Raw genomic sequence first — 15630 nt, 5'->3', positions numbered from 1 at the left:
GGGGCCGGGCGTCGCCGGCGGCCCTGCCCTGGCACCTACAGCAGCGAAGAGAGAATCGGAATGGAGGCACGCGGGCGCTTGCCCACTTCCTCGATCAGGCGCTGGGCGGCATGGCGGTAGGCCTGGGCTGGCACCGAATCGGGCTGCGCCACGGTGATCGGAGTGCCAGCATCCCCCTGCTCGCGGATGCCGATCTGCAGCGGCAGCGAACCCAGCAACGGCACACCATACTGCGCGGCCATGCGCTCGCCGCCGCCCTCGCCGAACAGGTGCTCGACATGCCCGCAGCTGCTGCAGGTATGTACCGCCATATTCTCGACGATGCCCAGCACCGGCACCTCCACCTTCTCGAACATCTTCAGCGCCTTCTTCGCATCCAGCGTGGCGATGTCCTGCGGCGTGGTAACGATCACCGCACCGGCCAGCGGAATCTTCTGGGTCAGGGTCAGCTGGATGTCACCGGTGCCCGGCGGCAGGTCGATCAGCAGGAAATCCAGGTCATCCCACAGCGTGTCATTGAACAGCTGGGTCATCGCCGAGGTGGCCATCGGCCCACGCCAGATCATCGGCGTATCCTCTTCGATCAGGTAGCCGATCGACATGGTGTCCACGCCGAACGCGCGCAGCGGCTCGATGCTCTTGTTGTCAGGGCTTTCCGGACGACCGGACAGGCCCAGCATGGCCGGTACGCTCGGCCCATAGATGTCCGCGTCAAGCACGCCCACGCGTGCGCCAAGCTGCTGCAGCGCCACGGCCAGATTGACTGCGGTGGTCGACTTGCCGACGCCGCCCTTGCCCGAACCAACCGCGATCACGTTGCGGATGCGGGCATGCGGCGTGAGTCCCTTCTGGACCTGGCTTGCATGGGGACGGCGGGGAGAACTGTTCACAACGAGCACCGGCGGGTCAGGGGGAATAACCCAACATCATACAAGCTGGACACAAGCTGACTGAAATTCAGGATTGCTACAGATTCGTGCACAGGTTGTTAAGTTCATGTTACGTTCGCTAAGCACTGGTTTTGGGCTGCGTCGCTGTTTCATTGCACGCACGATGGCGCATGCGCAGTGCCGTATTTGTATTTGCTCTTTGAACGGAACTACATGAAAGACCTTCGCAATTCCGCACGTCGCAACACCCTCGCCGTCGCCTTGATTTCCGCCCTGGTCGCCGCCTCGCCGGCAATGGCCCAGGACAAGGCCACCAACCTGGACAAGATCACCGTCACCGGTTCGCTGATCCCGCAGACCCAGGTTGAGACCCAGACCCCGGTCATGACCATCAGCGCTGAAGCCATCCAGTCGCGCGGCTTCAACAGCGTCGCCGAAGTGCTGCAGCAGTCTTCGCTGACCACCGGCGGCATCCAGGGTGGCCAGACCTCCGCCTCGTTCACCCAAGGCGCTGAAGCCGCTGGCATGTTCGGCCTGAATCCGGGGTACACCAAGTACCTGATCAACGGCCGCCCGATGATGTCCTACCCGGCGCTGTACAACGGCGGCGACGCGTTCAACAACATCAGCGGCATTCCGATCGACATCGTCGAGCGCATCGAAGTCCTGCCGGGCGGCCAGTCCTCCCTGTACGGTTCGGACGCGATCGCCGGCGTGGTCAACATCATCCTGAAGGACCACATGGAAGGCGGCAGCCTGTCCGTGCGTGGCGGCACCTCCACCGAAGGCGGTGGCAGCAGCTTCCGCATCAGTGGCGCGCACGGCTTCTCGGCGCTGGACGACCGCTTCAATGCGCTGGTCAACGTGCAGATCGAAAGCAGCAACCCGATCTGGGGCTACCAGCGTGACCTGACCAAGCAGAACAACACCCACGGCTATACCGCACAGCTGCCGTCGAACGACTTCGCCGTCATCGACGCCAAGACCAATGCGCTGTACATGATGGACCCGGGCAACTGCGCCAATGTCGCCGGCCAGTTCGGCGGCACCACCGTGCTGGCCAACCGCCCGACCGGCCAGTCCTGCGGCTCGGTGTTCGGCGCCGGTTACAAGACCCTGAAGAACGGCAAGGACAGCGGCCAGTTCTATTCGTCGATGACCTTCGACGTGAACGACAACTTCCAGCTGTTCGCCGACGTGCTGTACAGCAAGGAAAAGACCGAGTACACCTCGGGCTCGAACTACCTGTGGTGGGGCACCAAGAGCACCATGGGCGGCTTCTACGACCAGGCGTCAGGCAAGCTGGTCAACCTGCAGCGCGCCTTCGCTCCGGAAGACATCGGCGGCGAAGGCTACAAGAGCATCCTGAACAACGACAAGAGCCGTGCCTATCAGGTCACCCTGGGCGGCAAGGGCGCAGTGGGCAACTGGGACTACAGCCTGAGCTTCACCCGCGGCGAATATCGCCTGGATGAAAGCAAGTTCCAGCGCTTCGGCAATGCCATCAACAGCTACTTCGCCGACAAGGTGCTCGGCCCGCAGCTGGGCACCAAGGATGGCTTCGGCATCTACAACACCAACTGGGGCGCGTTCTACTCGCCGATCTCGCCGGAAGATTTCGCTGGCTTCACCGGTTACACCACCAACCACAGCCGCACCTGGCAGAACCTGGCTCGCGCGCAGGTCACCAACGGTTCGCTGTTCTCGCTGCCGGGTGGCGATGCGGGCCTGGCCGTGGTCGTCGAAGGCGGCAGCGAAGGCTGGGACTACAGCCCCGACCAGCGCCTGCTGGACGGCGACGTGTGGGGCTCGTCGGCTGTTGCCGGCAACGGCCATCGCAGCAACTATGCGGTGACCAGCGAACTGCGCATGCCGCTGCTGGAGTCGCTGACGGTGACCGCTTCCGGTCGCTATGACGCCTTCAAGATCGCCGACAACACCGTCGACAAGGCCACCTACAGCGTGGGCGTGGAGTTCCGTCCGATCGAAAGCCTGCTGTTCCGCGGCAAGTACGGCACCGCCTTCCGCGCGCCGACCCTGCCCGACGCCTTCCAGGGTCGCAGCGGCTACTATGCTGCCAACTCGACCGACTACTACCGTTGCGGCGAGCTGGGCTACACCCCGGGCAACACCGACGCCTGCCGCTACGCCGACAGCGTCTCGGTCTATTCCGAGCGTGCCGGCAACCCGGACCTGGAGCCGATCACCGCCGACGTCTGGAACGCGGGTATCGTCTGGGCACCGATGGCAAACCTGTCGATCTCGGCCGACTACTACAACTGGAAGATCGAGAACGAAGTCGATACGGCCAGCACCGACCAGCTGCTGCTGGCCGAGTACTACTGCCGCAACGGCCTGCCGAATGGCTCCTCGGCCACCTGCCAGAACGTGGCCGACTGGGTCGTGCGCGATTCGGCCGGCAACCTGAGCTCGCTGTACACCCCGAAGATGAACGTGGCCCGGCAGAACCTGCAGGCCGTGACCGTCGGCTTCAAGTACCTGCAGGACATCGGCCGCTTCGGTTCGCTGCAGTTCTCGGGCAACTACACCAACATGCTGAAGCGTGAAGTGCAGGCGCAGCCGGGTGAGGACTTCCAGGACCTGCTGGGCAACCCGAAGTCGATGTGGAACTACGACAGCTACGCCAAGGTCCGTTCCGACGCGTCGGTGGCCTGGTCGCTGGACAAGTGGACCACCACGCTGTACGCGAACTACATCGGCCACACCCCGAACTACCTGGCAGGCCTGAACGGCTACGAGTACACCCACGCCGCATCGGGCTACAAGGCAGGCAAGTGGGGTTCGTACACCACCTACAACCTGAGCGTGAACTACCGTGCGCAGGATGACCTGACCCTGTCGCTGATGGTCAACAACGTGTTCAACAAGATGCCCGAACAGCAGGCCCACAGCTACCAGGGCACCTCCGGCACGCCGTTCAACAACTACCTGTACAACGTCTACGGTCGCACCGTGTACGTGCAGGCCAAGTACGACTTCGGCAAGTAATCCCGTCGTTTTCCGGGTTTGATTCCGGACCAGGCCCCGCTTCGGCGGGGCCTTTTTTTTGGATCGATATTCAGCGCGGAACAGCGACTTCCGCCGCCAGCCAGCATTTATTTACTCATCATTCATTCCGCCAGATTCGGCAAAGTCCACTGATTAATGCAACCAATTGTTTTGTAAAAGAAAAATATTATTCAAGGTCAGCCCCAGCTCAACACATTACAAAGTCGCGCAAATCAGGTTAAGCGTGTGTTACGTTCGAAAAACGCCGCCATTCTGGTTTTGAAGGCTGCTGAACCATCCATGAGTTCCCAGGAAAGGGAAAACGCGTTTCTCACGACCACACGGAGTACCGCATGTCTCGTAATGGCTTCCCGCGTCACCCACTCACCCGCGCCGTCCTCAGCGGCCTGATCCTGGCCGGCAGCAGCGCGATCGCGCTCGCCCAGGAAAACACGCCCACCGATCTCGGACGCGTAACCGTCACCGGCTCACTGATCCCGCAGACACAGATCGAGAACCACACGCCGGTCCTGACTGTTACCGCCGAGGACATCCAGACCCGCGGCTTCACCAGCGTGGCCGAAGTACTGCAGCAGAATTCGCTGACCACTGGCGGGCTGCAGGGCGGCCAGACCTCAGCTTCGTTCACCCAGGGCGCCGAAGCCTCAGGCATGTTCGGCCTCAGCCCGAGCTACACCAAGTACCTGATCAACGGGCGGCCGATGCTGTCCTACCCCGCTCTCTACAACGGCAGCGACACCTTCAACAATCTCAGCGGCATCCCGATCGACATCGTCGAGCGCATCGAGATTCTGCCGGGCGGCCAATCGTCGCTGTACGGCTCGGACGCGATCGCCGGCGTGGTCAACATCATCCTCAAGGACCACATGGACGGCGGCGTACTGAACGTGCGTGGCGGCGCCTACACCGAGGGTGGCGGCAACGATTTCCGAGTCAGTGGCGCGCATGGCTTCAACGCCTTCGATGACCGTTTCCATGCGCTGGTCAACGTGCAGTACGAGAAGAGCAGTCCGATCTGGGGTTACCAGCGCGACCTGACCAAGCAGAACAACACCCGTGGCTACACGCCACAGGTTCCGACCAACGACTTCCTGGTCTACCTGCCGGACCAGCAGAACGCCTACGTGATGATGGATCCAAGCCGCTGTGCCAACGTGGCCAGCCAGTTCGGCGGCACCACCGTACTGGGCACGCGCGCGGTCGGTGAATCTTGCGGCTCGCCCTTCAGCGCTGGCTACAAGACGCTGAAGAACGGCAAGGAAAGCAGCCAGATCTATTCGTCGATGTCCTTTGATGTCAACGACAACTTCCAGCTGTTCGCCGATGCGCTGTACAGCCTGGAGGAGGTCCAGTACAACGCCGGTTCGGGCTACGCGTTCTGGGGCAGTGATGTCGGCTTCGGTGCGTTCGTCGACCAGGCCAGCGGCGAATACATGAACCTGCAGCGCGCGTTCGCGCCGGAGGACATCGGTCCCGCCGGCTACCGTGACACCATGAGCACTGATCGCAACAAGGCCTACCAGGTCACGTTGGGAGGGCGTGGCAACTTCGGCAACTGGGATTACAGCGCCAGCTTCAGCCGAGGTGAGTACAAGCTGACCGAGCGCAGCTTTGCGCGCTGGGCGAACGAGATCGACAGCTACTTCGAAGACCGCGTGCTGGGCCCGGTACTGGGCATCACCGACGACGGCTACAACATCTACAGCCCCAATTGGAGCGCGTTCTATTCGCCGCTGCCGGCCGGTGATTTCCAGACCTTCACCGGCTTCACCTACAACAAGAGCCGCACCTGGCAGAACCTGGGCCGCGCGCAGATCACCAACGGTTCGCTGTTCAAGCTGCCTGGTGGTGATGCCGGACTGGCCGTGGTGGCCGAAGCCGGCAGCGAAGGCTGGTCGTACACCCCTGACCAGCGCCTGCTGGACGGTAGCGTGTGGGGCACAACCTCGGTGGCCGGTGCCGGCCATCGCAGCAACTACGCGGTGACCAGCGAGCTGCGCATGCCGCTGCTGGAGTCGCTGACCGTGACCGCCTCCGGACGTTACGACGCGTTCAGGATCGCCGAAAAGACCGTCGACAAATCGACCTACAGCATCGGTATCGAGTTCCGCCCGATCGAAAGCCTGCTGTTCCGTGGCAAGTACGGCACCGCCTTCCGCGCGCCCAGCCTGTCCGACGCGTTCCAGGGGCGCAGTGGGTACTACGCCAATGGTTCGATCGACTACTTCCGCTGTGGACAGCTCGGCTTCAACCCCAGCGACACGGTGGGTTGTCCCTATGCCAATGAATCGGTGTTCGGCGAGCAGTCAGGCAACCCGGAGCTGGAAGCGATCACCGCCGACGTCTGGAATGCCGGCATCGTGTGGGCGCCGATCAACAACCTGTCGGTGTCGGTGGACTACTACAACTGGAAGATCAAGAACGAGGTCAATACGCTCAGCTCCGACCAGTTGCTGCTGGCCGAGTACTACTGCCGTAATGGCCAGACCAACAACACCTCGGCCAGTTGCCAGAACGTAAACGACTGGATCACCCGCGATGGCGCCGGCAAGCTGGAACAGATCTACACGCCCAAGATGAACATCGCCAGCCAGAACCTGCAGGCGGTAACGGCCAGCTTCAAGTACGTGCAGGACATCGGCCGCTTCGGCGCGCTGCAGTTCTCCAGCAACTACACCAACATGATCAAGCGCGAGCTGCAGCCGCAACCGGGCGATGAGTATCTGGACCTGCTGCGCGACCCGTACGCGATGTGGAACTACGACCAGTACGCCAAGGTGCGTGCCGACGGTGCGGTGGGCTGGGCGAAGGACAAGTGGACTACCACGTTGTACTTCAACTACATCGGCAAGACGCCAAACCGCATGGCGTACCTGGGCAAGGGCTACGACTACGTGCATCCGTCCGGCTACCAGGCCGGCAAGTGGGGCTCATACACCACCTACAACCTGAGCGTGAACTATCAGGCGATGGACAACCTGACGCTGTCGATGATGGTCAACAACGTGTTCAACAAGATGCCCGACGGTCAGGCACACAGTTACGCCGGCAACGTCGGCGCTCCCTATAACAGCAGCATCTACAACCCTTACGGCCGCGCCGTCTACGTGCAGGCCAGGTACGAGTTCGGCGGGAAGTAAGCAGCACACCTCTGTTGGACCAACGGCCCCGCTTCGGCGGGGCCTTTTTTTAACAAATGTTGCACGAATCCACATCCACACCATTTGTTAATATTTCATTAGCATGCCGGTCGTTACGTAAGCTATTGATTTATATATTGAATGTAAAAGTGAACAACACCGTTCCGCAGCGCAACATTTTGAAACATTCCCAAACAAGCAGCCTTAGCTTTTGATTTAAAAGAACTTTTTCAGAGAAAGCCAGCCTGTTGTTGTGACTGGACTATTTTGTCTACGTGAACGCCGTGTTACGGTCCAGCTGAATGGATTGCAACTGAACAAATCATGAAAGCTGTCAGGGAGGACGTCAGCCAGCCGACAACGCTCATACGGGGATCCATCATGTCTTGCCATCGCTCCACGCCGCTGCGCCACCCACTGACCCTCGCCCTGCTTGGCACCCTGCTCGCCTCCGGTACCGCGCTGGCGCAAAGCGGCAACGCACCGACCCAGCTTGACCGCGTCACCGTCACCGGCTCGCTGATTCCACAGACCGAAATCGAGAACCACACGCCGGTCCTGACCGTCACCGCCGAGGACATCCAGACCCGCGGCTTCACCAGTGTGGCCGACGTACTGCAGCAGTCCTCACTGTCCACGGGCGGCCTCCAGGGCGGCCAGACCTCGGCCTCGTTCACCCAGGGCGCCGAAGCGGCCGGCATGTTCGGCCTCAGCCCGGGCTACACCAAGTACCTCATCAATGGCCGCCCGATGCTTTCGTATCCAGCGCTGTACAACGGCGGCGATACGTTCAACAACATCAGCGGCATTCCCATCGACATCGTGGAGCGCATCGAGATCCTGCCGGGTGGCCAGTCCTCCCTGTATGGCTCGGATGCGATTGCCGGCGTGGTCAACATCATCCTCAAGGAACGCATGGACGGCGGCGTTCTCAACGTCCGTGGCGGCGCCTACAGCGAAGGCGGTGGCAACAGTTTCCGCCTGAGCGGCGCACACGGGTTCAATGGCGTCGATGACCGCTTCCACGCGCTGGTCAACGTGCAGTACGAAAAGACCAGCCCGATCTGGGGTTACCAGCGCGACCTGACCAAGGTCAACAATCCAGACGGCTACAGCCCGCAGTACGTTTCCAACGATTTCCTGGTGCTGCTGCCGGCCGCCAACAACCGCTACGCCATGATGGACCCGAACCTCTGCGCCAACGTGGCGGGCCAGTTCGACGGTACCACCGTGCTGGGCACCCGCCCGACCGGCCAGGCATGCGGCTCGGTGTACGGCACCGGCTACAAGACCATCAAGAACGGCAAGGAAAGCGCACAGATCTACAGCTCTGCCACCTTTGACCTCAATGACAACCTGCAGCTGTTTGGCGATGCGCTGTACAGCCTGGAAGAGGTCAAGTATGCGACCGGCTCCAACTACACCTGGTGGGGCACCTCGTCCGGCTGGGGTCGCTTCTACGACCAGGCCAGCGGCCAGTACATGAACCTGCAGCGCGTGTTCGCCCCGGAAGACATCGGCGGCGCCGGCTACCGCGACATCATGAACACCGACCGCAACAAGGCCTACCAGGTGACACTGGGCGGCCGCGGCACGGCCGGCAACTGGGACTACAGCGTCAGCTTCACCCGTGGCGAGTACAAGCTGACCGAGCGCAACTTCGTGCGCTGGAACGATCCGATCAACGACTACTTCGAGCAGCGTGTGCTGGGCCCGGTGCTGGGTACTACCAGCACGGGCTACAACATCTACAGCCCGAACTGGGAAGCGTTCTATGCGCCACTGCCGGCAGGTGATTTCCAGACGTTCACCGGCTACAGCTACAGCCAGAGCCGTACCTGGCAGAATTTGGCCCGGGCCCAGGTCACCAACGGGTCGCTGTTCAAGCTGCCCGGTGGCGACGCCGGCCTGGCGGTGGTGGTCGAGGGTGGCAGCGAAGGTTGGGACTACACTCCCGATCCGGGCCTGATGGATGGCAGCGTCTGGGGCACCACGGCGGTCTCCGGCGCTGGCCACCGCAGCAATTACGCCGTGACAGGCGAACTGCGCCTGCCGCTGCATGACATGCTGACCGTGACCGGATCCGGCCGCTACGACGCCTTCAAGATCGGCAGCAACACCGTCGACAAGTCCACCTACAGCATCGGCATCGAGTTCCGCCCGATCGAGAGCCTGCTGTTCCGTGGCAAGTACGGGACGGCCTTCCGCGCGCCGACCCTGTCCGATGCCTTCCAGGGCCGCAGTGGCTACTATGCCAACGGCTCCACCGACTACTACCGTTGCGGCCAGTTGGGGTATGCCCCGAGCAACACCGCTGGCTGCCCGTATGACAGCGTATCGGTGTTCGGTACGCGTTCGGGCAACCCGGACCTGGAGCCTATCACCGCCGACGTGTGGAACGCGGGCGTGGTGTGGGCTCCGATCAATAACCTCTCGCTGTCGGTTGACTACTACAACTGGAAAATCAAGAACGAGGTCGACACCCTCAGTTCGGACCAGTTGCTGCTGGCCGAGTACTACTGCCGTAACGACCAGGCCAACAACACCTCTGCAAGCTGCCAGAACGTCAACGACTGGATCACCCGTGATGCATCCGGCGTGCTGGACGAGATCTACACCCCGAAGATGAATGTTGCGCGCCAGAACCTGGAAGCTTTGACCGCCAGCTTCAAGTACGTGCACGACATGGGTCGCTTCGGTTCGTTGCAGTTCTCGGGCAACTACACCGACATGCTCAAGCGCGAGCTGCAGCCGCAGCCGGGCGATGAGTTCCTGGACCTGCTGCGTGACCCCTACGCGATGTGGGTGTACGACTCTTACGCAAAGGTGCGCGCGGACGGCTCGATCGGCTGGGCCAAGGACAAGTGGACCACTACCCTGTATGCCAACTACATCGGCAAGACGCCGAACTACATGGCATACCTGGGCAATGGCTACGACTATGTGCACAGCTCCGGCTACAAGGCGGGCAAGTGGGGCTCCTACACCACCTACAACCTGAGCGTGAACTATCGCGCGCTGGACAACCTGACCCTGTCGCTGATGGTCAACAACGTCTTCAACAGGATGCCGGACAACCAGCGCTTCAGCTTCGCCGGCACCAGTGGCCAGCCGTACAACAATTACCTGTACAACGCCTACGGGCGAGCCATCTACGTGCAGGCCAAGTACGAGTTCGGTGGCCGCTGATCCGCTGACGCCACTTGTGCTGCAGAAGGCCCCGCTCCAGCGGGGCCTTCTGCTTTGGAACGCAACCAGGGCCGGCCAGAGTTGTAGATTTCACGCCAAGTTGACGAACCGGGCGCCCTCGTTCATCTTCAGGTCATCTTCCAGTCAAACTGCCAAGGATGCCCTGTACATGAAAGCCACACACCTCTTCGCCCATGTGGGCGCTGCTGCTACGCTGCTGGGCCTGGCCGTGGGCCAGGCGCTGGCTACACCGCTGCCGGTCGACGACTTCGCCAAGATTCCCGCCATCCAATCGGTCACCATGAGCCCCGATGGCAAACAGCTGGTTGCGATCATCGCTGCCCCGGGAAGCAACAACGGTGACACCGCGCTCGCCAACTGGAACCTGGACAATCTCGGCGCAGGCCCGGTGGCCATCACGCCCTCCGGCGACCGCATGAAGTTCATCGCCGCCAGCGCATTGAAGGCCGGCCGCAGCCTTGTCATCGGCCGCCAGGAACTTACCGCGCAGCTGGCCGGTTGTGGAGAAGGCAACTCGGTGGGAAACACCAAGACTTTCCTATCGAAGGCTTACCTGACCGACACTTCCCAGACCAAGTTCGACGAAGCATTCGCCGACAATTCACGCAAGCTTGGCATCAGCGAACAGACACAACGCTGCCTGGAACTGGCGGGAACTGCATCACTGGTTCACTCGCTCCCAATGGACCCTGACAAGGTCATCATTTCACAGATCAATCAGTCAACGTTCTCGGCAGGCTACTACCTGTTCAATCTCAAGACCGGACAGACCGAGCTGCTCTTCCGTGGCGACGCGCGCTCGACGCCCGGGTTGTTCCATCCCCGCAGCGGCGAACTCCTGACAAGGACCCAGATCGAACCGGCCGGGTCGAGCGAGTACGAACAGCAGATCCTGATCAAGGACAAGGCAAGCGGAAAGTTCGAGAAGCACGATGCGCTGACAACCAAGCTCAGCGAACGCTACACGATGGACGTGGCCGGCATCGATGACCAGACCGGCAAGCTCTACATCCTCACCGACAGATTTTCCGAGCAGGTGCAGGCCCGCCTGTACGACCCAGCAACCCGGACCTTCGACAAGGAGCCGCTGGCCGCCCACCCGCAGTATCCGATCAGCGGCCTCATCCTCGGCAGCAAACCCAGCAACTTCAATCAGGTTCTGGGCTTCTATGTGGATGGGCCGCGGCGCGAAGCGATCTATGTCGACCCGCAGATGAAGGCCCTCTTCGACGGCCTCAAACAGGCCTATCCGGGGAAGTACGTCGCCATCACCGGCTACAACGACGATCTCTCCCGCGTGCTCTTTACCACCAACAGTGCCGACACGCCGACGACCTATCACATACTCAGCGACCGCAAACAGGTGACCACCCTGGGCAGTGAGCGACCCTGGATCGATGGCAGGCAGATCGGCCAGCAACGCTGGGTCACCTATACCGCCCGCGACGGACGAAAGATTCCCGCCATCCTTGATCTGCCCGCGGGCTGGAAGGAAGGGGGAGAACCACTTCCAGCGCTCGTGCACCCGCACGGTGGCCCATGGGCTCGTGACTATGCCGGCTGGGATGCATCTGGCTGGGTGCCTTACTTCACCTCGCGTGGCTACGCTGTCATCCGCCCCCAGTATCGAGGCTCAACCGGCTTTGGACGCGACCACTGGCTCGCGGGTGACAGGCAGTGGGGGCTGACCATGCAGGACGACAATGACGATGCGGCTGCGTGGCTGGTGCAGCAGGGCATCGCCGCAAAGGACCGCCTGGCCATCTTCGGGTACTCCTATGGCGGCTTCGCAGCCGCTGCAGCCACGGTCCGCAGCCCCTCGCCTTTCCAGTGTGCCATTGCCGGAGCGCCCGTCACCGATCTCGGCAGAGTCGGCATGTCATGGAGCGAGAACCGCCTGCAGCGCATCCTGCAGGGGCAGACCGTCAAGGGAATGGACCCGATACAGAACACGGCCAAGGCGACCATCCCGGTACTGCTTTACGTCGGAGATCGTGACGTACGCACTCCGGCGTTCCACGCCCGATCGTTCTACAACGCAGTTCAAGGCAAGGTTCCGGCGAAGTTCGAGTTGATCGCCGACATGCCGCACAGCATGCCGTGGTACCCGAGCCACTACCGGGCCACGCTGCCGCTGATGGCCGACTTCCTGGCCAAGGACTGCGGCCCAGGCGGCCTGTAGGCCGCCCAGGGAGGCACCCTGCCGTCGTCCACGCAGCTGGGGAGCTCTGCAGCTCCCCAGCGGTACATGAATACGCCGTTAGCAAAAGCGCGTTACATACGGGGAATGTTCATGTTGCATTTACTTTACGCCGTACATACACTCCGTTAACCGAAGCATAACAAGTGGGGATCCGACACAATGCGCAAGACCAACCGCCTTATTACGCCCAGCCGCCTGCCGCTCGCCCTGGCAGTGATTGCCTGCCTGCAGGCAGCCCCGGTGCTGGCCCAGGAATCCACCCGCGAGGAAGCAGCGGCGTCAAGTGCTTCGACGTCTGACAAGAAGGCCACTGATCTTGACAAGGTTACGGTCACCGGCTCCCTGATCCGTCGCGCGGACTATGAAACCACCTCGCCGGTGTTCACCATCGACACCGAGCGCAATGCCGCCCAGGGCCAGACCAGCGTCAGTGAATTCCTGCAGAAGTCGGCGATCGGCGCCGCCGAAACGCAGATCACCAATCAGTTCGGCGGCTTCACCACCAATGGTGGTACCGGCGTACAGACGTTCTCGCTACGCGGCCTGGGTGCCAATCGCACGCTTATCCTGCTTGATGGCCAGCGTCCGGGCCCGGCCGGTACCCGCGGCGCGGTCGGCGCGTTCGACCTGAACGTGCTGCCCACCGCCGTCCTGCAGCGTGCCGAGATCGTGAAGGACGGTTCGTCCTCCATCTATGGCTCCGATGCCGTCGCCGGCGTGGTCAATCTGATCACCAAGAAGAACTTCGACCGTCCCGAGCTGACCGTCAGCGGTCGCGTTCCGACCGAAGGCGGCGGTGAAGTATTCTCGGCGTCGCTGGCCAACGGCTGGAACTTCGACAATGGCAGCATCGTCGCTGCCGTGGAATGGTACCGCCAGAACGAACTGACCCGCGGTGACCGCGATTTCTTCAAGTGCGCCGAAGATATCGTCTGGGACGACAAGGGCAACCGCATCGACCGCGTCGACCGCTCCATCCTGGCCGGCACCAACCTGGCCAACTGCCAGAACATGCTGCACAACGTCATCGACGTCGGTTCCGTCCGTTACGTGCCGAGCACCGATGGCAGCACGGTTGGCCCGTTCCCGGGCTATCGTCCGCGCGCCAACCAGACCTATGCCAACGGCAACCCCGTGGCGACGTATCAGGAGCCGTACAACTTCCAGGCTTACGGCCAAGCCCAGATCATCAACCGCCAAGAGCGCAAGACGGTCTACTTTGCCACTGACTTCGGCTTTGATTCGTTCAACTGGAAGACCCAGTTCCTCTACAACAACCGCACCACGGACAACTTCTCGTGGCGCCAGTTCTTCCCGACAGTGCTGATCCCCGGCACCACCACCCGCGCTCAGCCGGTGCTGCCGTTCAAGTCTGCTTCCGAGACCGAAGTTGATTACTACTACTTCGCCAACAAGTTCGATGGCGGCTTCGGCAGCAGCACCTGGGGCTGGGAAGTCAATGCCAACTACAGCCACTCCAGTGGCAAGTACAGCAACCTTGGCATCCGCAACTCGATCAGCGGCGACATCGGCCGTCCGGGTACCGGCACTGCAGCTGCGAACTACTTCGACCCGGGCTATCTGAATGGCTCGAAGGTCGACGAGCTGGTCTCGATCCTCGGCGTCTGGGCCAAGGGCAAGACCACCTACGATCAGACCACGGTCAACGCCGTGTTCAGCGGTGAGCTGTTCGATCTTCCGGCCGGTGCCGTGGCTTCCGCAGTCGGTGTGGAGTACCGCAACTACAAGATCGACGACCAGCCGGGTGCCGATTTTGCCGACATCTGGGGTTCGACCACCGCCGGTCGCACCAAGGGCGACGAGAAGGTGAAGGAAGCGTTCGTCGAACTGGATGTGCCGGTCTTCAAGGGAGTTCCGGGCATCGAGTCGCTGTCGCTGAACGGCTCGGCCCGCGTCTTCAAGTACGACACGGTGTCCGGTTCGGACAAGGTGTGGAAGTTCGGTGTCAACTGGCAGATCATCCCGTCGCTGCGCCTGCGCGGCACCATCGGTACCTCCTACCGTGCACCGGGCCTGTATGAGCTGTACCTTGGCAATCAGACCGGCTTCCAGGCGCAGACCGCGATCGATCCCTGCATCCGCTGGGCTGAAGGCAACAACAGCAACGCTGCTGCCAACTGCGCCGCTGCCGGTATCCCGGGCGACTACACCGCCGCAGGCAACAGCAGCGCCACCGTCTTCACTCGTGGCGGCGCTGGCGGCGACCTGAAGCCGGAGACCTCGCGTGCACGCAGCATCGGCCTGGTGTTCACCCCGGAATTTGCTGACCTGAGCGTTGCGATCGACTACTTCGACTACGAAGTCAGCGACCAGATCACCGCGCTGAGTGCAGCGTCCATCCTGGAAGGCTGCTACGAGTCGACCACCTATCCGAACCGCTACTGCGACCTGATGCGTCGTAATCCGAATTCGGGTACCAACGCGAACATGATCACCGAGGTGTATGCGCAGTACCTGAACATCAACCGCCAGCGCACCCGCGGCTGGGATCTGACCCTGAACTGGGAACACGAGTTCAGCTTCGGCAAGTTCTCGCTGGACTCGCAGGTCACCTACACGGTTGAAGACACCGCCGAGCTGTTCGACAGCGCAGCGGCCAGCGGCCTGTCCTCGTCGGACCAGCTGGGTGATTTCGGTCGCCCGGACCTGGTCGGCAACCTGGGCCTGAGCCTGGAGCGTGGCGACTGGACCTACAACTGGATGACCCAGTACATCGCGTCGACCAAGGACCCGGACCTGCTGGAGACGTTCACCTATCAGGGCCGTCCGAATTCCTACCGCGACATCACCGCTGGCAGCCGCTGGTATCACACCGCCTCGGTGAGCTACGAGCAGGCCGATTGGCAGATTCTGGTGGGCGTCTCCAACGTGTTCGATGCCAAGCCGCCGCTGATCTCCAGCAGCGTCTACTCTTCGCGCTACGGCAACACCCACCCGTTCGCCACCCAGTACGACTACTACGGTCGCACCCCGTTCGTGCGCCTGAAGTACAAGTTCTGATCCACCGCTGACCGCAACACCCGACAGACCCGGCTTTTGCCGGGTCTGTCTTTTCCGGGCCACCAAGCGGCCCCCTTGCACCCGGCCATGACCTTCGACACCCTTGCAGGTCTGGCCGGCGGCGTATCGTTCGGCC

General features: G+C 61.9%; 6 protein-coding genes. 5 read left to right on the top strand and 1 reads right to left on the bottom strand.

All coding sequences use genetic code 11. From position 1 onward, the window contains the following. Positions 1–35: 35 nt before the first annotated feature. A complete protein-coding gene (apbC, locus tag AC5P8J_RS03020; RefSeq protein WP_031270225.1) occupies positions 36–890 on the bottom strand; it encodes an iron-sulfur cluster carrier protein ApbC in 855 nt (284 codons plus the stop codon). Between the two features lie 213 nt (positions 891–1103). Here apbC and AC5P8J_RS03015 point away from each other — a divergent pair, with 213 nt between their 5' ends. The 5 genes from AC5P8J_RS03015 to AC5P8J_RS02995 all read left to right on the top strand — a co-directional run bounded on the left by AC5P8J_RS03015 (position 1104) and on the right by AC5P8J_RS02995 (position 15494). Next, the gene (locus AC5P8J_RS03015; protein WP_019660618.1) at positions 1104–3899 is read left to right on the top strand and encodes a TonB-dependent receptor domain-containing protein; all 2796 of its coding nucleotides are present in this window, start codon (positions 1104–1106) and stop codon (positions 3897–3899) included. Positions 3900–4252: 353 nt separating this feature from the next. Then, the gene (locus tag AC5P8J_RS03010) at positions 4253–7060 is read left to right on the top strand and encodes a TonB-dependent receptor domain-containing protein (protein ID WP_111102208.1); all 2808 of its coding nucleotides are present in this window, start codon (positions 4253–4255) and stop codon (positions 7058–7060) included. A 381-nt stretch (positions 7061–7441) separates the two neighbouring features. Continuing rightward, the gene (locus tag AC5P8J_RS03005) at positions 7442–10249 is read left to right on the top strand and encodes a TonB-dependent receptor domain-containing protein (RefSeq protein WP_058981090.1); all 2808 of its coding nucleotides are present in this window, start codon (positions 7442–7444) and stop codon (positions 10247–10249) included. A gap of 169 nt (positions 10250–10418) precedes the next feature. After that, on the top strand, positions 10419–12452 hold the full coding sequence (locus AC5P8J_RS03000) for an alpha/beta hydrolase family protein (protein ID WP_227854019.1): 2034 nt from the start codon (positions 10419–10421) through the stop codon (positions 12450–12452). A 180-nt stretch (positions 12453–12632) separates the two neighbouring features. Next, on the top strand, positions 12633–15494 hold the full coding sequence (locus AC5P8J_RS02995) for a TonB-dependent receptor domain-containing protein (protein WP_019660622.1): 2862 nt from the start codon (positions 12633–12635) through the stop codon (positions 15492–15494). Positions 15495–15630: the final 136 nt, after the last annotated feature.

The sequence above is a fragment of the Stenotrophomonas sp. YJH_SMC_37 genome, assembly GCF_059370035.1.
Note: the sequence above shows the minus strand (reverse complement) of the source record. Positions and strands in the feature narration are given on the sequence as shown.

What these genes read in the sequence shown, in the direction of transcription:
- AC5P8J_RS03015 (WP_019660618.1), top strand. Translation starts at nt 1,104, where the DNA reads ATGAAAGACCTTCGCAATTCCGCACGTCGCAACACCCTCGCCGTCGCC.
- AC5P8J_RS03010 (WP_111102208.1), top strand. Translation starts at nt 4,253, where the DNA reads ATGTCTCGTAATGGCTTCCCGCGTCACCCACTCACCCGCGCCGTCCTC.
- AC5P8J_RS03005 (WP_058981090.1), top strand. Translation starts at nt 7,442, where the DNA reads ATGTCTTGCCATCGCTCCACGCCGCTGCGCCACCCACTGACCCTCGCC.
- AC5P8J_RS03000 (WP_227854019.1), top strand. Translation starts at nt 10,419, where the DNA reads ATGAAAGCCACACACCTCTTCGCCCATGTGGGCGCTGCTGCTACGCTG.
- AC5P8J_RS02995 (WP_019660622.1), top strand. Translation starts at nt 12,633, where the DNA reads ATGCGCAAGACCAACCGCCTTATTACGCCCAGCCGCCTGCCGCTCGCC.